18 protein-coding genes are annotated in these 21,399 nt (G+C 72.4%); 4 read left to right on the plus strand and 14 right to left on the minus strand.

The window, feature by feature from the left end; genetic code table 11:
* Nucleotides 1-128 precede the first annotated feature (128 nt).
* The 4 genes from ruvX to ABT048_RS12100 are packed head-to-tail and all read right to left on the minus strand — an operon-like array spanning nucleotide 129 to nucleotide 4,174.
* Complete coding sequence (gene ruvX, locus ABT048_RS12085; RefSeq protein ID WP_350521250.1) at nucleotides 129-608, minus strand: Holliday junction resolvase RuvX; 480 nt, start codon at nucleotides 606-608, stop codon at nucleotides 129-131.
* Nucleotides 608-3,277: an alanine--tRNA ligase gene (gene alaS / locus ABT048_RS12090; RefSeq protein WP_350521251.1), complete on the minus strand. Its 2,670-nt coding sequence runs from the start codon at nucleotides 3,275-3,277 to the stop codon at nucleotides 608-610. Before alaS ends, ruvX begins: the two co-directional genes overlap by 1 nt.
* Nucleotides 3,277-3,690, minus strand: coding sequence for a DUF6167 family protein (locus ABT048_RS12095; protein ID WP_350521252.1), 414 nt, complete (start codon nucleotides 3,688-3,690; stop codon nucleotides 3,277-3,279). Before ABT048_RS12095 ends, alaS begins: the two co-directional genes overlap by 1 nt.
* Nucleotides 3,691-3,694: 4 nt before the next feature.
* Nucleotides 3,695-4,174 (minus strand): DUF948 domain-containing protein, encoded by a 480-nt coding sequence (locus ABT048_RS12100; protein WP_350521253.1) that lies wholly within the window; start codon nucleotides 4,172-4,174, stop codon nucleotides 3,695-3,697.
* A 220-nt stretch (nucleotides 4,175-4,394) separates the two neighbouring features.
* Between ABT048_RS12100 and ABT048_RS12105 the strand changes: the two genes are divergently transcribed.
* Together ABT048_RS12105 and ABT048_RS12110 are read left to right on the plus strand one after the other, a co-directional pair.
* Nucleotides 4,395-6,623, plus strand: a complete 2,229-nt coding sequence (locus ABT048_RS12105) for an ATP-binding protein (protein ID WP_350521254.1) — start codon at nucleotides 4,395-4,397, stop codon at nucleotides 6,621-6,623.
* A 48-nt stretch (nucleotides 6,624-6,671) separates the two neighbouring features.
* Nucleotides 6,672-6,998: a tetratricopeptide repeat protein gene (locus tag ABT048_RS12110; protein WP_350521255.1), complete on the plus strand. Its 327-nt coding sequence runs from the start codon at nucleotides 6,672-6,674 to the stop codon at nucleotides 6,996-6,998.
* A 147-nt stretch (nucleotides 6,999-7,145) separates the two neighbouring features.
* Here the strand turns inward: ABT048_RS12110 and rpsD are convergent, their stop codons facing one another.
* The 8 genes from rpsD to ABT048_RS12150 form a co-directional block, all read right to left on the minus strand.
* Nucleotides 7,146-7,760 (minus strand): 30S ribosomal protein S4, encoded by a 615-nt coding sequence (rpsD, locus tag ABT048_RS12115; protein WP_196952100.1) that lies wholly within the window; start codon nucleotides 7,758-7,760, stop codon nucleotides 7,146-7,148.
* A 310-nt stretch (nucleotides 7,761-8,070) separates the two neighbouring features.
* Complete coding sequence (locus ABT048_RS12120; protein WP_350521256.1) at nucleotides 8,071-9,501, minus strand: replication-associated recombination protein A; 1,431 nt, start codon at nucleotides 9,499-9,501, stop codon at nucleotides 8,071-8,073.
* Between the two features lie 53 nt (nucleotides 9,502-9,554).
* Nucleotides 9,555-10,166: an antibiotic biosynthesis monooxygenase gene (locus tag ABT048_RS12125; protein ID WP_350521257.1), complete on the minus strand. Its 612-nt coding sequence runs from the start codon at nucleotides 10,164-10,166 to the stop codon at nucleotides 9,555-9,557.
* A gap of 72 nt (nucleotides 10,167-10,238) precedes the next feature.
* Nucleotides 10,239-11,042: a polyphosphate kinase 2 gene (gene ppk2 / locus ABT048_RS12130; RefSeq protein WP_350521258.1), complete on the minus strand. Its 804-nt coding sequence runs from the start codon at nucleotides 11,040-11,042 to the stop codon at nucleotides 10,239-10,241.
* A 143-nt stretch (nucleotides 11,043-11,185) separates the two neighbouring features.
* A complete protein-coding gene (locus tag ABT048_RS12135; RefSeq protein WP_350521259.1) occupies nucleotides 11,186-11,692 on the minus strand; it encodes a GNAT family N-acetyltransferase in 507 nt (168 codons plus the stop codon).
* 97 nt (nucleotides 11,693-11,789) lie between these two features.
* Nucleotides 11,790-13,580, minus strand: coding sequence for an aspartate--tRNA ligase (gene aspS / locus ABT048_RS12140; RefSeq protein ID WP_350521260.1), 1,791 nt, complete (start codon nucleotides 13,578-13,580; stop codon nucleotides 11,790-11,792).
* The gene (gene hisS, locus ABT048_RS12145) at nucleotides 13,577-14,839 is read right to left on the minus strand and encodes a histidine--tRNA ligase (protein ID WP_350521261.1); all 1,263 of its coding nucleotides are present in this window, start codon (nucleotides 14,837-14,839) and stop codon (nucleotides 13,577-13,579) included. The genes aspS and hisS overlap by 4 nt, the downstream gene beginning before the upstream one ends.
* An 11-nt stretch (nucleotides 14,840-14,850) precedes the next feature.
* The gene (locus ABT048_RS12150) at nucleotides 14,851-15,558 is read right to left on the minus strand and encodes an MBL fold metallo-hydrolase (protein WP_350521262.1); all 708 of its coding nucleotides are present in this window, start codon (nucleotides 15,556-15,558) and stop codon (nucleotides 14,851-14,853) included.
* 250 nt (nucleotides 15,559-15,808) lie between these two features.
* Between ABT048_RS12150 and ABT048_RS12155 the strand changes: the two genes are divergently transcribed.
* A complete protein-coding gene (locus ABT048_RS12155; protein WP_350521263.1) occupies nucleotides 15,809-16,651 on the plus strand; it encodes a peptidylprolyl isomerase in 843 nt (280 codons plus the stop codon).
* 276 nt (nucleotides 16,652-16,927) lie between these two features.
* Nucleotides 16,928-18,157, plus strand: a complete 1,230-nt coding sequence (locus tag ABT048_RS12160) for a DUF349 domain-containing protein (protein WP_350521264.1) — start codon at nucleotides 16,928-16,930, stop codon at nucleotides 18,155-18,157.
* A gap of 64 nt (nucleotides 18,158-18,221) precedes the next feature.
* Here ABT048_RS12160 and ABT048_RS12165 read toward each other — a convergent pair whose 3' ends face one another.
* Together ABT048_RS12165 and ABT048_RS12170 are read right to left on the minus strand one after the other, a co-directional pair.
* Nucleotides 18,222-20,636, minus strand: a complete 2,415-nt coding sequence (locus ABT048_RS12165; protein ID WP_396550483.1) for a RelA/SpoT family protein — start codon at nucleotides 20,634-20,636, stop codon at nucleotides 18,222-18,224.
* Nucleotides 20,637-20,827: 191 nt separating this feature from the next.
* Nucleotides 20,828-21,379: an adenine phosphoribosyltransferase gene (locus ABT048_RS12170; RefSeq protein WP_350521265.1), complete on the minus strand. Its 552-nt coding sequence runs from the start codon at nucleotides 21,377-21,379 to the stop codon at nucleotides 20,828-20,830.
* Nucleotides 21,380-21,399: the final 20 nt, after the last annotated feature.

The raw sequence follows: 21,399 nt of genomic DNA on the forward strand, positions 1-21,399 counted from the left end.
CCGCGCGCCGCCCCTCCCCGTCGGGACCCCACCCCACTGCGCCCGCCCCGACCGCGCAACCCCCCGCGCGGGGGCCGGGCGCCCCCGCCCCCCCCGCACCCCTCAATCGGGACGTTAGATCAGGCTCCTCAGCCGACCGCCTCGACGCTCTCACCGGGCGGGCGTCCGCTCACCCGTTCGGACTCAAGGGCGGTCTGCAGGATCACCACCGCGGCGGCCTGGTCGACCACCGAGCGGCCCTTCTTCGCCTTGACCCCCGACGCCCGCAGCCCGTGGGTCGCGGTGACGGTCGACATCCGCTCGTCCACCAGCCGCACCGGCACCGGGTAGAGCCGGTTGGCCAGCCGCGCCGCGTACGCCCGGACCTTCTCCGCCGCCGGGCCCTCCTTGCCGCTCAGTGAGCGCGGCAGCCCGACGATCACCTCCATCGCGCCGTACTCGTCGACGATGGCGGCGATCCTGGCCTGCGACTTCACGCCGGCCGGGACGGTCTCCACGGGCGTGGCGAGCACCCCGTCGGGGTCGCAGGACGCGACCCCGATCCGGGCGTCACCGACGTCGACGGCGATCCGCCGCCCACGCCGGAAGGGCCTCTCCTCCTGCTCCATCAGCTGGCGCGCTCCGCGACCAGGCCGCGCACCGCGGCGATGGCCTCGCCGACCGCGGCCGGGTTGGAGCCGCCGCCCTGGGCCACGTCGTCCTTGCCGCCACCGCCGCCGCCGAGGGTCTTGGCGGCGGTCCGGACCAGCTCGCCGGCCTTGATGCCGCGGCCGCGGGCGTCCTCGTTGGTGGCGATCACGGTCAGCGGGCGGTCGTTCGCCACGGTGAAGGCGGCGACCACGGCCGGGCGCGAGCCGAGGCGGCCGCGCACGTCCAGGACCAGCTTGCGCAGCTCGTCCGCACCCACGCCGTCGGCGACCTGCGCGGCGACCACGGCGATGCCGTGCACGTCCTCGGCCGAGTCGGCCAGGCCCGCCGCGGCGGCCAGCACCTTCTCGGCGCGGAAGCGCTCGATCTCCTTCTCGGCGTCCTTGAGCTTGGCGAGCATGCCCGAGATCTTCTCCGGCAGCTCCTCCGGACGGCCCTTGACCAGCTCGGTGAGCTGGGAGACCACGGTGTGCTCACGCGCCAGGAACTTGTACGCGTCGACGCCGACCAGCGCCTCCACGCGGCGCACGCCGGAGCCGATCGAGGACTCGCCGAGCAGCTTCACCAGGCCCAGCTGGGCGGTGTTGCCGACGTGCGTGCCACCGCACAGCTCCTTGGAGAAGTCGCCGATGGTGACGACCCGGACCTCGTCGCCGTACTTCTCGCCGAACATCGCGATGGCGCCGGCCTTGCGGGCCTGGTCCATCGTCATGACCTCGGCGGTGACGTCGAGTTCGCGGCCCAGCACGTCGTTGATCTTCTGCTCGACGTCGACCAGCACGGTGCCCGGGACGGCCGCGGGCGAGCCGAAGTCGAAGCGGAAGCGGCCGGGGGCGTTCTCGGAGCCGGCCTGGGCGGCCGTCGGGCCGAGCGCGTCGCGCAGCGCCTGGTGGGTCAGGTGGGTGGCCGAGTGGGCGCGGGCGATCGCCCGGCGGCGCTCGGTGTCGATCGTGGCGTACGCCGAGGCGCCCAGCACGACCTCGCCGAACAGCACGCCGCCGGAGTGCACGATGACGCCCGGGACGGGCTGCTGCACGTCGCGGATCTCCACCACCGCGCCGGACTCCAGCCGGATCCGGCCGTGGTCGGCGAGCTGGCCGCCGCCCTCGGCGTAGAACGGGGTGCGGTCGAGGATGATCTCGATCTCGTCGCCCTCGGAGGCGGCCGGCGAGGGCACGCCGTCCACCAGCAGGCCGACCACGGTGGCCTCGCCCTCGGTGAGGGAGTAGCCGGTGAAGACGCTCGCGCCGGACTTGTCGGCGACCTCGCGGTACGCGGCGACGTCGGCGTGGCCCATCTTCTTGGCCTTGGCGTCCGCCTTGGCGCGGTCCCGCTGCTCCTGCATCAGGCGGCGGAAGCCGGCCTCGTCCACCTGGAGGCCCTGCTCCTCGGCCATCTCCAGGGTGAGGTCGATCGGGAAGCCGTAGGTGTCGTGCAGCTTGAACGCCTGCTCGCCGGAGAGCACCACGCCGCCCGACTGCTTGGTGTCGGTGACCGCGGCGTCCAGCAGGTTGGTGCCGGCCTTCAGGGTCTGCAGGAAGGCCGCCTCCTCGCCGACGACGACCGTCTCGATGCGCTTGCGGTCGATCTCCAGCTCGGGGTACTGCGGCGCCATCGCCTTGATGGCGACGTCGATGAGCTCCTTGGCCACCGGCTCGGTGGCGCCCAGCAGGCGCATGTTGCGGATGGCGCGGCGCAGGATGCGGCGCAGCACGTAGCCGCGGCCCTCGTTGCCAGGGGTGACGCCGTCGCCGACCAGCATCAGCGCGGTGCGGATGTGGTCGGTGACCACGCGCAGCGAGACGTCCGACTTGTGGTCGGCGCCGTAGGCGTGACCGGTCAGCTCGGCGGCGCGGTCGAGGATCATCCGGCTGGTGTCGATCTCGAAGAGGTTGTCGACGCCCTGCAGGATGGCGGCGAGGCGCTCCAGGCCGAGGCCGGTGTCGATGTTCTTGCTCGGCAGGTCGCCGAGGATTTCGAAGCCGTCCTTGCCGTCGCCGTGGCCGCGCTCGTACTGCATGAAGACCAGGTTCCAGATCTCCAGGTAGCGCTCGCCGTTGACGGCCGGGCCGCCCTCCTCGCCGTACGCGGGGCCGCGGTCGTAGTTGATCTCCGAGCACGGGCCGCACGGGCCGGGGACGCCCATCGACCAGAAGTTGTCCTTCATGCCGAGGCGCTGGATCCGCTCGGCGGGGACGCCGATGACGTCACGCCAGATCTGCTCAGCCTCGTCGTCGTCCTTGTAGACGGTGATCCAGAGCTTCTCCTCCTCCAGGCCGTAGCCACCGTCCGCGACGGGCGTGGTGAGCAGGTCCCACGCGAACTTGATGGCTCCTTCCTTGAAGTAGTCGCCGAAGGAGAAGTTGCCGCACATCTGGAAGAAGGAGCCGTGTCGGGTGGTCTTCCCGACCTCCTCGATGTCCAGGGTGCGCACGCACTTCTGGACGCTGGTGGCGCGCGAGAACTGCGGCTTGACCTCGCCCAGGAAGTAGGGCTTGAACGGCACCATGCCGGCGTTGACGAGCAGCAGGGTGGGGTCGTCGGCGACCAGGGACGCCGACGGAACGACGGTGTGGCCGCGCTCCTCGAAGAAGCGCAGCCAGCGGCGGCGGATCTCAGCCGACTCCATTAGTGGTCCTTCCGGTTCGGGGTGCCGCCCCGCGGCGGCAGGGCGCGGCGGGGCGTTTCTTCAATGGCTTGGGGAGCGGTTCGGGAACCGCGGGCGGGGGGCAGGGCGGCGGCCCGGCTTCCGGGCGCCGCCGAGATAGCTCGGTACTGCGGCTCGCCGCGCAGGACTCTTCGGGGCTCCGCCACGGCGGTGCCGTGCAGCCCGAGGTCGTCCTTCAGCTGCTCCTCGCGCTCGGCCATGCCGGCCCGCACGTCCTGGGCGAACTGCTTGGCGAGGTCGCCCAGGTGCAGCGCGCCGCGCGCGGCGGTGCCGGAGAGGCTGTCCGGCGTGAGCCTCTGCACCGCGCCGTTGGCCTTCTTCATGGCCCACACCGCGGCACCGGCGCCGACCGCCATCCAGAAGATGCGTGCCATGACGTCAGCCCCTCACCGCTCGACGGACCCTGGAGAGCAGGCCGCCCCTGGGCGCGGTCGCGGCACGCACCTCGGCCCGGATCAGCCGGGCCAGCTCGTCGCGCTCGCCGGTCTGCATCGGCACGGACGGCAGGTGGCCCTGCTGCTTGGCGACGGCCTTGCGGACGCCGTAGCTGAAGGCCGCGACCTTCACCAGCGGTCCACCCAGGGTGGCGGCCACGGTGGAGGAGAGCGCGTTGGCGTTGGCGGCGGCGTCCTGCACGTTGGCGGTGATCTCGTCCACCCGCTCCAGCTGCTCGTTGGCGCTGCGCACCGCGGCGCCCGCGTCGGTCAGCAGCGGCACGGCCTGTTCGGTGACGGCGGAGACCAGGACGGCGGCCTCCTTCAGCACCCGCGAGAGGCGGACGAGGACCACGGCGAGCAGGGTGACCAGGACCGCCCAGAACACGGCGACGAGCAATCCGGCCAGCTCTCCCACGGACACCTTTGCGCGCTCCCTCGCCTTGCTGTTCTCCAGACGGAACCCTATCGCGCCCACGCCCGGTTTCCGGACCGGGTTGTCGACGCGGTCGGTCCGACCGGGTGTGCGATCCGCGCGCGTAACCTACCGGCCGGTCACCTCGTTCTGCCAGGCAGGCCGTCGCGCGGACGGCCCGAGCACGTCCGGGCCGCGAACGGTCCGGCCTGGGAGACGGGAGCAGCGCTTGGCCGGCGACTGGACAGCACAGCCCGGGGAGCCCCCGGCGGGGCCGCGCGAGCCGGAGCACGGCCGGCTGCCGGCCGAGGTGACCGGCTTCGTCGGGCGGCAGCGGGAACTGGCCGAACTGGCGCGTCTGCTGGCCACGGCCCGGCTGGTGACGGTGACCGGTCCGGGCGGGGTGGGCAAGAGCCGGCTGGCGCTGCGCGCGGCGGCCCGCGCGGGCGGCGGGTTCCCGGACGGCACCTGGCTGGTGGACATCGCCCCGGTGCAGGACCCGCTGCTGCTCGGCCACGCCGTCCTGGAGGCCCTGCGGCTGACCGACGGCACCGCCCGTCCGCCGCTGGACGTGCTGACCGAGCGGCTGGCCGGCCGCCGCCTGCTGCTGGTGCTGGACGGCTGCGAGCACCTGGTCGAGGCCTGCGCCGAGCTGGCGGACGCGCTGCTGCGGGCGCTGCCCGGCCTGCGCCTGCTGGCCACCAGCCGCACCGCGCTGCGCGCCTCCGGCGAGCACCTGCTGACCCTCGCGCCGCTGCCGGTCGACCCGGCGCCGGCCGGGCCCGCCGGGCCCGGCGCGCTGCCGGACGCGGTGCGGCTGTTCGCCGACCGGGCCCGGGCGGTGCTGCCCTCCTTCGCGGTGACCGAGGCCAACGCCGAGGCGGTCGGCCTGCTCTGCCGACGGCTGGACGGCATCCCGCTGGCCGTGGAGCTGGCGGCCGGGCGGCTGCGCGCGCTGTCCGTGGAGCAGATCACCGCCCGCCTGGACGACCGCTTCCGGCTGCTCACCGGCGGCTCCCGGACGGCCCTGCCGCGGCACCAGACGCTGCGGACGACGATCGGCTGGAGTCACGAGCTCTGCACGGTGCAGGAACGTTTACTCTGGGCCCGCCTGTCGATCTTCGCCGGCAGCTTCGACCTTGAGGCCGCCGAGTACGTCTGCGCCGGCGACGGCATCGAGCCCGAGGACGTGCTGGACCTGCTCGACGAGCTGGTCGCCAAGTCCGTGGTGCTGCGCGAGGACAGCGCCTTCGGCGTCCGCTTCCGGCTGCTGGACACCCTGCGCGAGTACGGCGGCCACTGGCTGCGCGCCGCCGGCGAGGAGCCGCGGCTGCGCCGCCGCCACCGGGACTGGTACCTGGGCGTCGCCACCTGGGGCGAGGTGGAGTGGTTCGGCCCCCGCCAGGCGGAGACCGCCGAACGCACCGGGCTGGCCCACACCAACCTCCGAGCGGCGCTGGAGTTCTGCCTCGGCGAGCCCGGCGAGGAGCAGATCGCCCTGCTGCTGGCCGGCACGCTCTGGTTCTACTGGGTCGGCTGCGGCCACCTCGGCGAGGGCCGGCACTGGCTGGACCGCGCACTCGCACTGGACCGCGAACCCACCGAGGCCCGGGCCAAGGCGCTCTGGGTGACCGGCTACACGGCCACGCTCCAGGGGGACCTGGCCGCCGCCCGTCCCGCCCTGGAGGAGTGCCGCCGCCAGGCCCTGGACACCGGTGACGACCGGGCCCTCGCCTACGCCGTCCACCGCCAGGGCTGCGCCGCCCTGATCGGCGACGACCCGCACCGCGCCGCCGAGCTGTTCGAGGAGGCGCTCTGGCACTACCGGACCATCGGCGAGCTCAACAGCAACGTCGCGATGGCCATGCTGGAGCTCGGCCTGGCCTACCTGTTCCAGGGCGACCTGGACAGCGGTGAGCTCTGGTTCGGCCAGGCCCGCGAACTGTGCGAGGAGCACGGCGAGCAGTGGGCGTACGCGTACGTGCTGTACGCGACGGCGTACTCGCACTGGCTGGACGGCGCGGTCCAGGCGGCCCGCGCGCTGGCCCGGGAGTGCGTGCGGCTGAACCACCTCTTCCACGACCTGCTCGGCATCGTGCTGGGGATCGACCTGCTGGCGCTGCTGGAGACCGAGCCGAACGGCCCGGACGAGGCGGGCGACCTGCGCGAGGCCCGGGTGCTGCAGGGCGCCGCGCACCGGATCTGGCGCGCGGTCGGCACGCCGTTCCTCGGCTCGCGGAACTTCTTCGGCACCCACCAGGAGTGCGCGGAGCGGGCCCGGGCCGGGCTGACCGAGCAGGAGTACCGGGAGTGCTACGAGGCCGGGGCCCGGCTGGACGTGGACGAGGCCGTCAGCCGGGCGCTCGGCGGCGGAGGCTCGGCGGAGGGCCCCGAGCGCGGTCCGGGGCCCTGCTCGGTGCCGCCCGCGCCGGCCCCCTCGCCGGTCCGGAATAGTTGAAACTTGTCCGTTGCTTGAGGAGGCAAGGATCCACCCGGAAGGAGCACCATGGCCGTCCACAACACCGCCGACGAGTACCGCATGGCGACGTTCTACTTCGACTCCAAGGCGTACACCGACGCCGCCCGCATGCTTGAGGGCGTGCTGGCCGAGGAGCCGGCCAACCTCTCCGTCCGGCTGCTGCTCGCCCGCAGCTACTACCACTCCGCCCAACTCGGCCGCGCCGAGGCCGAGTTGATCCGGATCCTGGACGCCGACCCGGCCGAGGACTACGCCCGGATGATGCTCGGCCGCACCCTGGAGCGCCAGGGCCGCACCGAGGAGGCCCGCCCGCACCTGCGGCTGGCCGCCGCGATGGCCGGCGAGAGCGTCTGACCGGCGGCGCCCGGGAAACCGGCGACGTCGGGAGAACCGGCGGCACCCGGAGAACCGGCGGCGCCCGGAAAAGGGGCAAGCCCCCGCCGCCTCGAAAGGCGACGGGGGCTCACTCGTGGTCCTGCGAAGAGCGGAACCGCTCGCGGGTCAGCGCGAGTAGTACTCGACGACGAGCTGCTCGTCACAGATCACCGGGACCTCCTTGCGCTGCGGCGCACGGTCCAGGCGGAAGGCCAGGGCCTTCAGGTTGACCTCAAGGTACTTCGGGGTCTGGCCCTCACCCGCGTAGCCACCCTCACGGGCGACCTGGAAGGGGACCTTCTCCTTGCTGCGCTCGCGGACGGTCACCACGAAGCCCGGCTTCATCTGGAACGACGGCTTGTTGACCTTGCCACCGTTGACCTCGATGTGGCCGTGGACGACCATCTGGCGGGCCTGGTAGATGGTGCGGGCGATGCCCGAACGCAGGACCAGGGAGTCCAGACGGGTCTCCAGCTCGGCGACGAGCGCCTCACCGGTCTTGCCCTCGGCCTTCTTCGCGCGGTCGAACGCACGCGACAGCTGCTTCTCGCTCAGGTCGTACTGGGCGCGAAGACGCTGCTTCTCAAGCAGACGGACCTTGTAGTCCGAGTTCTGCTTGCGACCACGGCCGTGCTGGCCGGGCGGGTACGGGCGGGCCTCGAAGTACTTGACGGACTTCGGGGTCAGCGGCACGCCGAGCGCACGCGCGATCTTGACCTTGGGACGCTTCTGGTTCGCCATGAACCAAACCTTCCTTGCTCACGAATACGGCTTCACCAGGTGTTGACGGAGGTCGCATGTCGCGACCCGGAGAAAACCCCGCCGCCTGCGCGATGGGATCAGCCGCTCTCCGGAGCCGGGCACGAAAGTGCTTGTCACACGGGCCGGCCCAGAACCTGGGCCACCCGCGACACCGAAACGGTGCGCGACGCTCCTGGTGCGGGCCCCTCGGAAGGGGCCTACCGCCGATGTCCCGCTGGTGCGGCCGGTCGGTGGGGTCTCCCCCGCCGCCGTCCCGGGACATGGCACTCCGACCGAGTATAGCCGCCGGTCACTCGCCCTTGTGCCCGGGCTCCCGCTCCGGCTCCCGCTCGGCCTTCCCGGGCTGCCGCTCCGCCTGCTGCTCGCTGCGCCGCTCGCCGCGCAGCCGCCCCCGGGTCCACTCCACGACGTCCGCGTACCGCGCCTCGCCGCCGCGCCGGGTCGGCTGGTAGTACTCCCGGCCGTGCACCGCGTCCGGTGCGTACTGCTGGGCGGCGATGCCCTCCGGCAGGTCGTGCGGGTACCGGTAGCCCTTGCCGTGGCCGAGCTTGCCCGCGCCGCCGTAGTGGGCGTCCCGCAGGTGTGCCGGCACCGCACCCGCCAGGCCCTGCCGGACGTCCGCCAGCGCCGCGTCGATCGCCAGGTACGCCGCGTTGGACTTGGGCGCCAGCGCCAGCGCGATCGCCGCCTGGGAGAGGATGATCCGCGCTTCCGGGAAGCCGATCAGCGCCACCGCCTGCGCGGCCGCCACCGCCGTCTGCAGCGCCGTCGGGTCCGCCAGGCCGACGTCCTCGCTGGCCGAGATCATCAGCCGGCGGGCGATGAACCGCGGGTCCTCCCCCGCCTCGATCATCCGGGCCAGGTAGTGCAGGGTCGCGTCCACGTCGCTGCCGCGGATCGACTTGATCAGCGCGCTCGCCACGTCGTAGTGCTGGTCGCCGTCCTTGTCGTAGCGGACCGCCGCGTGGTTGACGGCCGTCTCCGTGGTGGCCAGCGTGATGCTCGGCTCGCCCTTCTCCAGCGCCGCCCCGGCCGCCGCCTCCAACGTGGTGAGCGCCCGCCGGGCGTCCCCGCCGGCCAGCCGCACCAGGTGGTCCTCGGCCTCCTCGGTCAGCTCCAGCGCGCCCTCCAGGCCGCGCTCGTCGGCCACCGCCCGGCGCAGCAGTGCGCGGATGTCCTCGTCGGTCAGCGACTCCAGGGTGAGCAGCAGCGAGCGGGACAGCAGCGGGGAGATCACTGAGAAGTACGGGTTCTCGGTGGTCGCCGCGATCAGCGTGACCCAGCGGTTCTCGACGGCCGGCAGCAGCGAGTCCTGCTGGGCCTTGGAGAAGCGGTGGATCTCGTCCAGGAAGAGCACCGTCTCCCGGCCGGACATCCCGACCGCGCGCCGGGCGCCGTCGATCACCGCCCGGACCTCCTTGACCCCGGCGGTGATCGCGGACAGCTCGACGAAGCGCCCCTCGACGGCCTGGCTGATCACGTGCGCCAGCGTGGTCTTCCCGGTGCCGGGCGGGCCCCAGAGGATCACCGAGCTGGTGGCCGCCGGCCCGCGCGAGCTCGTGACCAGCCGCCGCAGCGGCGAGCCGGGCTTCAGCAGCTGCCGCTGCCCGGCCACCTCGTCCAGGGTGCGCGGGCGCATCCGTACGGCCAGCGGCGCCCGGCCGGGCTCCCTGGTCTGGAGTTCCTCGGCGGCGGCGGTGAAGAGGTCCGGTTCGTCCACACCGGAAGCCTATGCGAGGCCGCCGACACGCCGGGGCCGTCCGGGGCCTGGCCCTACGAGCGACGGTGGTCGAGCAGGACGACCTCGAACTCCTCCAGCGACCACACCGTGACGCCGGCCGCCGCGACCGCCCTCGCCCGGGCGTCGGCCTGCGGACCGCGCGAGGCCACCAGCGTCTCCCGGTCCGCGAAGATCGCGCCCACCGAGGCGCGCCCGGTCGCCCGGTCGACCAGCATCGCCGCGGAGACGAACCCCGGCGACTTCTCCAGCACCGGCAGCGCGCGGTCCCGGAAGACCTCCGCCATCCGGTCCACCCCGGCCGGGTCGGCGTCGGTGCGCACCACGCGGAACCAGGCGCCCGGCCCGGCCTCGCCGGGCGGGGTCTCCACCGCGACCTCCCACAGGGCGGTGGCCGCCGTGCCCTCGAACGGCGCCAGCAGCTCGGCGCGGCGCGCCCGCAGCTCCCGGTCGCTGTCCCGCTCGGCCTGCGCGGACTCCCACCACGAACCCATGGTGATCTTGCCGAGCTCGCGGTCGGCGAACAGCCCGTAGCCCCGGTAGCCGGGCTGGGCGGTGAGCAGCCCGACGGCCTCGGCCCTGAACCCGTCGAGGGTCCGGTCGATCCGCTCCGGGTTGCCGGTGGCGTAGACGGTACGGACGAACATGAGCGCGCCTCCTGCGGACGCCCGGGCGCCACACGGGGCCGGTTCTCGACAGCAGCGCCCGGCGGGCCCCGTCTACTCCAGTCTGGCAGCGTGGTCCGGGACGTACTTCTGCAGGTCGCGCGGGGGCCGCTGGTAGCCGCGCGGGGCCGGGCGCGGCGGCAGGTCGATCCGCGGCGCCTTGATCTCGTGGTACGGCACGGTGGACAGCAGGTGGGCGATCATGTTGATCCGGGCCCGGCGCTTGTCGTCGCTCTCCACCACGTGCCAGGGCGAATCCGGGATGTCGGTGTGGATGAACATCTCGTCCTTGGCCCGCGAGTAGTCCTCCCAGTGGGTGATCGACTCGACGTCCATCGGGGAGAGCTTCCAGCGCTTCATCGGGTCCCCCAGCCGGGCCCGGAAACGCTGTTCCTGCTCGGTGTCGCTCACCGAGAACCAGTACTTGCGCAGCAGGATGCCCGCCTCGATCAGCATCCGCTCGAAGTTCGGGCACTGGTGCAGGAACTGCCAGTAGTCCTCGTCGGAGCAGAAGCCCATCACCCGCTCGACCCCGGCGCGGTTGTACCAGCTGCGGTCGAACAGCACGATCTCCCCGGCCGCGGGCAGGTACTCCACGTACCGCTGGAAGTACCACTGGGTCTTCTCCCGCTCGGTCGGCGTGGGCAGCGCCGCGACCCGGGCGATGCGCGGGTTCAGGTACTCCGTCACCCGCTTGATCGCTCCGCCCTTTCCCGCGGCGTCACGTCCTTCGAAGACCACCACCAGCCGGGCGCCCTCGACCCGCACCCACTCCTGGAGCTTCACCAGCTCCTGCTGCAGCCGCAGCAGCTCCCGCTCGTACGGCTTCCTCGCCAGTCGCTCCGGCTTCGCGGCCACCCTCTGATCCTCCGTCCGACCCGTGCTGATGCACACTCACCGTAGGCGCAGCACGGCGGGTCCGCAGGGCGGACCGGGCCGGACCGGGACGGACCGGCGGCGGGAGGAACCGGCGGGACGGACCGAGGAGGAGCGGCGGCGGTCTAGACCGCGACGAAGGGCTCGGGGTAGCGGCAGAGCCCGCGCGGGCCGCCGTCGTACGACGCCAGCGGCAGTGCCTGGAAGTACGCGTCCGGCACCTCGAACGGGCCGACGACCTCGTGCCGCCCGGCCGGCGAGAAGCCGAACCGCGCGTAGTACGCCGGGTCGCCGAGGACGACCACGAGCTTCTCCCCCGCGTCCTCGGCCGCCGACAGCGCGGCCCGGACGACGAGTTCGCCGACTCCCCTGCGCTGCCACTCCGGTGCCACGGCGACCGGCGCGAGCGCCAGCGCCTCACCGTCCCCGACCCGCAGCCGGGTCAGCAGGGCGTGGCCGACGACCAGGCCGGTCCCGTCGACCGCGACCACGGACAGCCCGGGCAGCCAGGCGGGATCGCGGCGCAGCGCATCCACCAGGTCCGCCTCGTCCGGGCCGGGGAACGCGGCCATGTGGACGCGTCTGGTCGCCGGGGCGTCCGCCGGACGTTCCACTCTCGTTATGACCTGCATCGGTCAACTCTCCCTGTGTCACACGTCGTTGTGGACCGGCCCCGGACGGTGGGTGGACCGTCCGGGGCCGTTGCAGGTTAGCGGATGTGACGCTTCGTCAGGCCTTGGGCTCAGCCTCGGACTTGGCGTCCTCGCGGACCTTGGGCTTGGCGTCCACGCCGGCCTCGCGGCGCTGCGCCGGAGTGATCGGCGTCGGCGCGCCGGTCAGCGGGTCGCCACCGGTGGACGTCTTCGGGAAGGCGATGACGTCCCGGATGGTGTCGTACCCGCCGAGCAGCGTGACGATCCGGTCGAGGCCGAAGGCGACACCACCGTGCGGCGGCGGGCCGTAGTTGAAGGCGTCCAGCAGGAAGCCGAACTGCGAGGCCGCCTCCTCCTCGGAGAGGCCGATCGCGTCGAACGCCCGCTTCTGCACGTCGCGCTGGTGGATACGGATCGAACCGCCGCCCAGCTCCGAGCCGTTGAGGACCAGGTCGTACGCGTTGGACAGCGCCGAGCCCGGGTCGGTGTCGAAGGTGTCCAGCGACTCCTTGGTCGGGGCGGTGAACGGGTGGTGCACCGCGTGCCAGCCCTGGAAGGCGCCCTTGTCGTCCTCGATCGGCTCGAACATCGGGAAGTCGACGACCCAGAGGAAGGCCCACTTGGACTCGTCGATCAGCTCGCAGCGGCGGCCGATCTCCAGGCGGGCGGCGCCGAGCAGCTCCTGGGAGGCGCGCTCCTTGCCGGCCGCGAAGAAGACCGCGTCGCCGTTCTTGGCGCCCGCGGCGGCGGCCAGGCCGGCCAGGTGCTCCTCGGAGAGGTTCTTGGCGACGGGGCCGCGCAGCTCGCCGGTCTCGGCGTCGATCAGCACGTAGGCCAGGCCCTTGGCGCCGCGCGCCTTGGCCCAGTCCTGCCAGGCGTCCAGCTGCTTGCGGGGCTGCGAGGCGCCGCCGGGCATGACCACGGCGCCGACGTACGGGGCCTGGAAGACGCGGAACTCGGTGCCCTTGAAGTACTCGGTGAGGTCGGTGAGTTCCTGGCCGAAGCGGACGTCCGGCTTGTCGGAGCCGAAGCGGGCCATGGCGTCCGCGTAGGTCATCCGCGGCAGCGGGTTCGGGACCTCGTAGCCGTGCACCTCGCGCCAGATCGCACCGATGATCTTCTCGCCGAGGGCCAGGATGTCCTCCTGGTCGACGAACGAGGCCTCGATGTCCAGCTGGGTGAACTCCGGCTGCCGGTCGGCGCGGAAGTCCTCGTCGCGGAAGCAGCGGGCGATCTGGTAGTAGCGCTCCATGCCGGCCACCATCAGCAGCTGCTTGAACAGCTGGGGCGACTGCGGCAGCGCGTACCAGTGGCCGGGCTGCAGGCGGACCGGGACGAGGAAGTCGCGGGCGCCCTCGGGGGTGGAGCGGGTGAGGTACGGCGTCTCGATGTCGAGGTAGTCGTTCTCCTCCATCACCCGGCGGATGATGTTGTTGACCTTGGAGCGCAGGCGCAGGCCCTTGGCCGGGCCCTCACGGCGCAGGTCCAGGTAGCGGTAGCGCAGCCGGACCTCCTCGTTGACCGTGCCCGGCTCGTACTCGGCGACCGGGAAGGGCAGCGGGGCGGCCTCGGAGAGCACCTCGATCTCGCTGACGACGACCTCGACGGCACCGGTCGGGATGTCGGGGTTCTCGTTGCCCTCGGGGCGGACGCGGACGTCGCCGACGACCTTGACGCAGTACTCGGCGCGCAGGCCGTGGACCGAGTCGAGGTCGCGGACCACGATCTGCACGGTGCCGGAGGCGTCGCGCAGGTCGATGAAGGCCACGCCGCCGTGGTCGCGGCGGCGGGCGACCCAGCCGGCCAGGGTGACGGTGGTGCCTGCGTGCTCCGGGCGGAGCGTGCCCGCGTCGTGCGTGCGGATCACAGCTGCTTCTCCTTCAGGGTGGTGACGAGTGCGTCGAGGCCGACGGGGGTCTGCTCGCCGGTGCTCAGGTCCTTGAGCTGGACGACGCCCTCGGCGAGGTCCCGGTCCCCGGCGATCAGGGCGAAGCGGGCGCCGGACCGGTCGGCGGACTTCATGGCGTTCTTGATGCTCTTGACGCCGAAGGCGAGGTCGGTGGCCACGCCGGCCCGGCGCAGCTCGATCACCTTGGCGAACAGGACGTTCTTGGCCTCCTCGCCGAGCGCGACCGCGTACACCGCGGTGGCGGCCGGCAGGTCGAGGGTGACGCCCTCGGCCTCCAGCGCCAGGAAGGTGCGGTCCACGCCGAGGGCCCAGCCGACGGACGGCAGCGCCGGGCCGCCGATCATCTCGGAGAGGCCGTCGTAGCGGCCGCCGCCGCCGATCGCGGACTGGGCGCCGAGGCCGTTGTGCACGAACTCGAAGGTGGTGCGGGTGTAGTAGTCCAGGCCGCGGACCAGCTTCGGGTCGTCCACGAAGGCGACGCCGGCCGCGGTGAGCAGCTCGCGGACCTTCTCGTCGTACGCCTTGCAGTCCTCGCACAGGTAGTCGCGCAGCATCGGGGCGCCGGTGAGCTGGGCCTGCACGGACTCGCGCTTGTCGTCCAGCACGCGCAGCGGGTTGATCTCGGCGCGGCGGCGGGTGTCCTCGTCCAGGTCCAGGCCGGAGAGGAACTCGATCAGCGCGGCGCGGTAGACCGGGCGGCACTGCTTGTCGCCGAGGCTGTTGAGCAGCAGCGAGTAGTCGCGCAGGCCCAGCGAGCGGAAGGCGTCGTCGGCCAGGATGATCAGCTCGGCGTCCAGCGCCGGGTCCTCGGCGCCGATCGCCTCGGCGCCGACCTGGGAGAACTGGCGGTAGCGGCCCTTCTGGGCGCGCTCGTAGCGGTAGTACGAGCCGGAGTACCAGAGCTTGACCGGCAGGTTGCCCTGCTTGTGCAGGTTGGCCTGGAGCGCGGCGCGCAGCACCGAGGCGGTGCCCTCGGGGCGCAGCGCGAGCTCGTCACCGCCCTTGGTGGTGAGGTTGTACATCTCCTTGGTGACGATGTCGGTGGACTCGCCGACGCCGCGGGAGAAGAGCTTCACGTCCTCGAAGACCGGGGTCTCGACGTAGCCGTAGCCGGCCCGGCGGGCGGGCGCTGCGATGCGCTCGCGGATCGCCAGGAAGGTCGCGGAGCTGGGGGGCAGCAGGTCGTAGGTGCCCTTGGGGGCGGTGAAGGTGCTCAACTTCTCTTCCGTCACATTCCTCGTCGCGGGAAAGCCGGGGCGCCTGCCGCCCCTGCTGCCTGTCGGAGGTAGGGGTTGGTGGCGCGCTCGCGGCCGATGGTGGTCTGACCGCCGTGGCCGGAGAGGACCACGGTGGAATCGTCGAGGGGCAGGCACACCCGGGCCAGCGACGTCATGATCGCCTCGCTGTCCCCGCCCGGGAGGTCGGTACGCCCGATGGAGCCGGCGAACAGCAGGTCGCCCGAGAACAGCACCGGGGGGAGGTCCTCGGCACCGGGCGTCCGGAAGGTCACCGACCCCCCGGTATGGCCCGGGGCGTGGTCCACGGTGAGCTGCAGGCCGGCGAGCTCCAGCACGCTGCCGTCGGTGAGCTCGCGCACGTCGTCGGGCTCGCCGACGGTGAGCTCGCCCATCAGCTGGGTGCCCAGGGAGCGGCCGAGCGCCTTCTCCGGGTCGGACATCATGTACCGGTCCTCGGGGTGGATCCAGGCCGGGACGCCGCGGGCGCCGCAGACCGGGACCACCGAGGCCACGTGGTCGATGTGGCCGTGCGTGAGCAGCACGGCGACCGGCTTGAGCCGGTGCTCGCGGACCATTTCCTCGACGCCGCGGGCCGCCTGGTGGCCCGGATCGACGATGACGCACTCCTCGCCCGCCGCCGGAGCGACCAGGTAGCAGTTGGTGCCCCAGGCTCCAGCGGGGAATCCGGCGATGAACACGCGCGTCCTTCGGGTGTGCGGCGGTCGGTTTGCGAGAACCACCTGTAGTGATGCTGCCTATTGGTTACTCAGGGGCAGCCTACCGGCGGTCCGGCTCCGGTTGCGAACCAGATAGGGGTGGCGGGAGGGGCCGCGTGTCAGGTTCACCTCGCCCTTACGGGCCCGGTCCCTACACTTGGCCTCCGGGGGATGCGATGATCCGCTCCGGAATCCATCCACTTTTTCCGCACATGCGTAGGAGACACGGCCGGTGGTCAGCAGCGAACAGCGGCGGCGGCAGCTCGCCCGCGAGAAGTACGAGCGCCAGATGGAGCGGCGGATCGAGGTCGCGGCCGCGCGCCGGCGCCGCAACACGGTCCTGGGCGCCTCGTTGGCCGTCGTGGTCCTGGCCGGCGGCGGGACCCTGATCGCCACCGGCGCGTTCAGCTCGGACGACAAGGACAAGACCTCGGCCGCGAGCAGCGCGCAGGCCGCGCCGACCCAGACCGGCGAGCCGACCGCCCCGACCCGCAAGCCGGTCGAGGGCTGCACGGACCCGGCGCCGGGCGCCCCCAACGGCAAGCAGTGGCAGGCCGAGCCGGCCATGTCGATCGACCCGGGCGCGTCGTACACGATGGCGCTGGACACCAACTGCGGCAAGGTGACGATCGCGCTGGACGCGGCCAAGGCGCCGCACACGGTGAACTCCTTCTCCTTCCTGGCGGGCGAGAAGTACTTCGACCACACCAAGTGCCACCGCCTCACCACGGACGGCATCTTCGTGCTCCAGTGCGGCGACCCGACCGCCAGCGCGACCGTCCCGGGCGGCACCGGCGACCCGGGCTACAAGTTCGCGGACGAGAACCTGGCCGGCGCGACGTACCCGGCGGGCACCGTGGCGATGGCCAACTCCGGCCCGGGCACCAACGGCAGCCAGTTCTTCCTGGTCTACAAGGACACCAAGCTGCCGCCGAACTACACCCCCTTCGGCAAGATCAGCGGCGGCCTGGACGTGGTGCAGAAGATCGCCGCCGCCGGCACCCTGGAGGGCTCCCCGGACGGCCACCCGATGGCCGATGTCACCTTCAACTCCGTTACGGTGTCGAAGGGTTGATCGGCTCCGGGGCCGGTGGAACCCTTGTCGAGCCGGCGCACCGCCGCCGTCCTCGCCCGGCCCCGGCCCGAAATCGCCCGGCCCGGATGCGGACAGCACCGGGCCTGGTCGCCTATGTTGGCGTTGTATAGGGTGCCCGGACCCGCCTAGCCGTCACCCTCGGCAGAAAGGCACGGCGGACGGGGACGGCGGACTCATCGGTCCGCCGCACATCAACTGTGGACGACGGACGCGCGCCGCCCCGGCGCGGGCGCGACGTCATGTGGAGGACGCGCTATGAGCAGCGACCCGTGGGGCCGTGTGGACGAGCAGGGCACGGTCTACGTCAGGACGGCCGACGGCGAACGCGTCGTGGGTTCCTGGCAGGCCGGCTCGCCCGAGGAGGCCCTCGCCTACTTCGAGCGCAAGTACCAGGGCATCGAGGTGGAGATCGGCCTGCTGGAGAAGCGGGTGCGCACCACCGACCTGGCCGCCAAGGACGCCCAGACCGCGCTGGAGCACCTGCGCGCGCAGGTGGTCGAGGGGCACGCGGTCGGCGACCTGGACGCCCTGGCCAAGCGACTGGACACGCTCGCCGGCGAGATCGAGACCCGGCGGGAGGAGCGCAAGGCCGCCCGCGCCAAGGCGCAGGACGAGGCCCGCGCGGCCAAGGAGGCGCTGGTCTCCGAGGCCGAGCAGCTCGCCGAGTCCACCCAGTGGCGGGAGGCCGGGGACCGGCTGCGCGCCCTGGTGGACACCTGGAAGGGCCTGCCGCGCCTGGACCGCAAGAGCGACGACGAGCTGTGGCACCGCTTCTCGCACGCCCGCTCGGTCTTCTCCAAGCACCGCAAGGCGCACTTCGCCACCCTGGACGCCGAGCGCGACAAGGCCCGGCAGACCAAGGAGTCGCTGGTCGCCGAGGCCGAGGCGCTGTCCTCGTCCACGGACTGGGGCAGCACCGCGGCCGCCTACCGCGACCTGATGGCGCGCTGGAAGGCCGCCGGCCGGGCCCAGCGCGACATCGAGGACGAGCTGTGGGCGCGGTTCCGCGGCGCGCAGGACGTCTTCTTCCAGGCCCGCTCCGCGGTGTTCAGCGAGCGGGACGCCGAGCAGGTGGAGAACCAGAAGCTCAAGGAGGCGCTGGCCGTCGAGGCCGAGGCGATCCTGCCGATCACCGACCTGAAGGCCGCCAAGGCCGCGCTGCGCGAGGTCAACGAGCGCTGGGAGGCGATCGGGCACGTGCCGCGCGAGGTCCGTCCGAAGCTGGACGGCCGGCTGAACGCGGTCGAGCGGGCGATCCGCGAGGCCGAGGACGCCGAGTGGAAGCGCTCCAACCCGGAGGCCAAGGCCCGCGCGGCCGGCATGGTCGGGCTCTTCCAGGCCAAGGCGGACAAGATCCAGGCCGACCTGGACAAGGCCCGCGCGGCCGGCAACGCCGGCAGGATCGCCAAGCTGGAGTCCGAGCTGGCCGGTGTGCAGACCCTGCTGGACCAGGCGCACAAGAGCCAGGACGAGTTCAGCGGCTGATCCGACGGCCGTCGAACGCCGAGAGGGGCCCCGGGAAGATCCCGGGGCCCCTCTCGTGCGTCCGCTACTTGCGGGCGGAGGTGACGCGGTAGACGTCGTACACGCCCTCGACGCCGCGCACCGCCTTGAGCACGTGGCCGAGGTGCTTCGGGTCGCCCATCTCGAAGGTGAAGCGGCTCATCGCCACCCGGTCCCGGGAGGTCTGCACCGCCGCCGACAGGATGTTGACGTGCTGGTCGGAGAGCACCCGGGTGACGTCGGAGAGCAGGCGGGAGCGGTCCAGCGCCTCGACCTGGATGGCCACCAGGAAGACCGAGGACTGGGTGGCCGCCCACTCGACGTCGATCATGCGCTCCGGCTGCTGGCTCAGCGACTCCACGTTGACGCAGTCGGCGCGGTGCACCGAGACGCCGTTGCCGCGGGTGATGAAGCCGACGATCGGGTCGCCCGGCACCGGGGTGCAGCAGCGGGAGAGCTTGACCCAGACGTCCTCGACGCCCTTGACGATCACGCCCGGGTCGCCCTTGGCCCGGCGGCGCACCGCGCGGCGGGTGTCGTGCGTCGGGGTGGCGGTCTCCGCCAGGTCCTCGGTCGCGCCCTCCTCGCCGCCGAGCGCCTGGACCAGCTTCTGGACGATGTTCTGCGCGGCGACGTGCCCCTCGCCGATCGCGGCGTAGAGCGAGGAGATGTCGGGGTAGCGCATCTCGTGGGCCAGCGTGACCAGCGAGTCGCCGGTCAGGATCCGCTGGATCGGCAGGCCCTGCTTGCGCATCGCCCGGACGATCGCCTCCTTGCCGTGCTCGATCGCCTCCTCGCGGCGCTCCTTGGAGAACCAGGCGCGGATCTTGTTGCGGGCGCGCGGCGACTTGACGAAGCCCAGCCAGTCCCGGGAGGGACCGGCGTTCTCCGCCTTGGAGGTGAACACCTCGACGGTGTCGCCGTTCTCCAGCGTCGACTCCAGCGGCACCAGCCGCCCGTTCACCCGGGCGCCTATCGTCCGGTAGCCGACCTCGGTGTGCACCGCGAAGGCGAAGTCGACCGGGGTCGCACCGGCCGGCAGGGCTATCACGTCGCCCTTGGGGGTGAAGACGAAGACCTCGTTGCTGGCCAGGTCGAAGCGCAGCGACTCCAGGAACTCACCCGGGTCGGCGGTCTCCTTCTGCCAGTCCAGCAGCTGCCGCAGCCAGGCCATCTCGTTGACGGCGCCGGCCTTGTCGTCCTTGCGGGTCTGGGTCGGGGTGTCGGTGCGGACCTTGGACGCCCCGGCGACCGCGCGCTGCTTGTACTTCCAGTGCGCGGCGATGCCGTACTCGGCCCGCCGGTGCATGTCGAAGGTGCGGATCTGGAGTTCGACGGGCTTGCCGCCGGGACCGATCACCGTCGTGTGCAGCGACTGGTACATGTTGAACTTGGGCATCGCGATGTAGTCCTTGAACCGCCCCGGCACCGGGTTCCACCGCGCGTGGATGGTGCCCAGTGCCGCGTAGCAGTCGCGGACGGTGTCGACCAGGACCCGGATGCCCACCAGGTCGTAGATCTCGGCGAAGTCCCGGCCCCGGACGATCATCTTCTGGTAGACCGAGTAGTAGTGCTTCGGCCGGCCGGTGACGGAGGCGGTGATCCGGGCGCCGCGCAGGTCCGCCTGGACCTGGTCGATCACGGTCGCCAGGTACTCGTCCCGCTTGGGGGCACGCTCGGCGACCAGCCGGACGATCTCGTCGTACATCTTGGGGTAGAGGATCGCGAAGGCGAGGTCCTCCAGCTCCCACTTGATGGTGTTCATGCCCAGCCGGTGCGCCAGCGGGGCGTAGATCTCCAGGGTCTCGCGGGCCTTCTTCTCCTGCTTCTCCCGCTTGAGGTAGCGCATCGTGCGCATGTTGTGCAGGCGGTCGGCGAGCTTGATCACCAGGACGCGCGGGTCCTTGGCCATCGCGACGACCATCTTGCGGACGGTCTCGGCCTGCGCGGCCTCGCCGAACTTGACCCGGTCCAGCTTGGTGACGCCGTCCACCAGCAGGGCCACCGAGTCGCCGAAGTCCTTGCGCAGGGTCTCCAGGCCGTAGTCGGTGTCCTCGACGGTGTCGTGCAGCAGCCCGGCCATCAGGGTCGGGGCGTCCATGCCGAGCTCGGCCAGGATCGTCGCCACGGCCAGCGGGTGGGTGATGTACGGGTCGCCGCTCTTGCGCTTCTGCCCGCGGTGCCACTTCTCGGCGACCGCGTACGCCTTCTCGATGTCGCGCAGCAGTGCCGGGTCGGCCTTGGGGTCGTTCGCCCGGATCGAGCGGAACAGCGGCTCCAGGACGGGGTTGAGCACGCTGGAGCGCTGGCCGCCGAGGCGGGCCAGGCGGGCGCGCATGCCGCCGGTGGAGCCGCGGCCCGAGGGAGCGAGCGATCGCGAGGAGGTCGGCGCCGGGCGTGCCGGGGTGGCCCCCGAGGGCGTGGGACGGTTTTCGGGGGTGGCCGCTGCGGCCGTGGGCACAACCTCGTCGGGCAAGGACAACTCCTCGGGGCACCGGGCCGACCCCTGCCGGGGCCCGAACGGACGGACACAACCGGGAGGGGATGAATCTTCATGGTACCGAGCCGGGCGCCCCGGTGTTCATCCGGCCGGGCCAGGAAACGGAAGGGCGGCAGTCGGATGTTCCGACTGCCGCCCTTCGCGGGGGTGCCTCAGACCGTGACCAGCGTCTCCAGCGGAGCGCCGGCCAGGTGCCCGGCCAGCCGCGCGCGGCCGTCCAGGAAGCCCAGCTCCATCAGCACCACGACGCCCACCAGCTCGGCGCCGGCCTCCTTGACCAGGTCCAGCGAGGCGCCGATGGTCCCGCCGGTGGCCAGTACGTCGTCCACCACCAGCACCCGCTCACCGGGCACGAAGGCGTCGCACTGCATCTCCAGCGTCGCCGAGCCGTACTCCAGCTCGTACGAGCGCCGGAACACCTCGCCGGGCAGCTTGCCCTGCTTGCGGATCGGCACGAAGCCGAGCCCGGCCGAGAAGGCCGCCGGGGCGGCCAGCACGAAGCCGCGGGCCTCCAGGCCCACCACCTTGGTCGCCCCGAGCTCCTTCGCCCGGTCCGCCAGCGCCCTGGTGAGGGCGCCGAAGGCCTCGGCGTCGGCGAGCAGCGGCGCGATGTCCTTGAACAGCACACCCGGCTTCGGGTAGTCCGGGACGTCCCGGATCCGGCTGTTCAACAGCTCGGCCAGTGCGGTGTCGGCGGTGGTCACGGTGGTGTCCTCGGGGTCGT

The organism is Kitasatospora sp. NPDC096140 (assembly GCF_040303045.1).
GTDB lineage: Bacteria > Actinomycetota > Actinomycetes > Streptomycetales > Streptomycetaceae > Kitasatospora.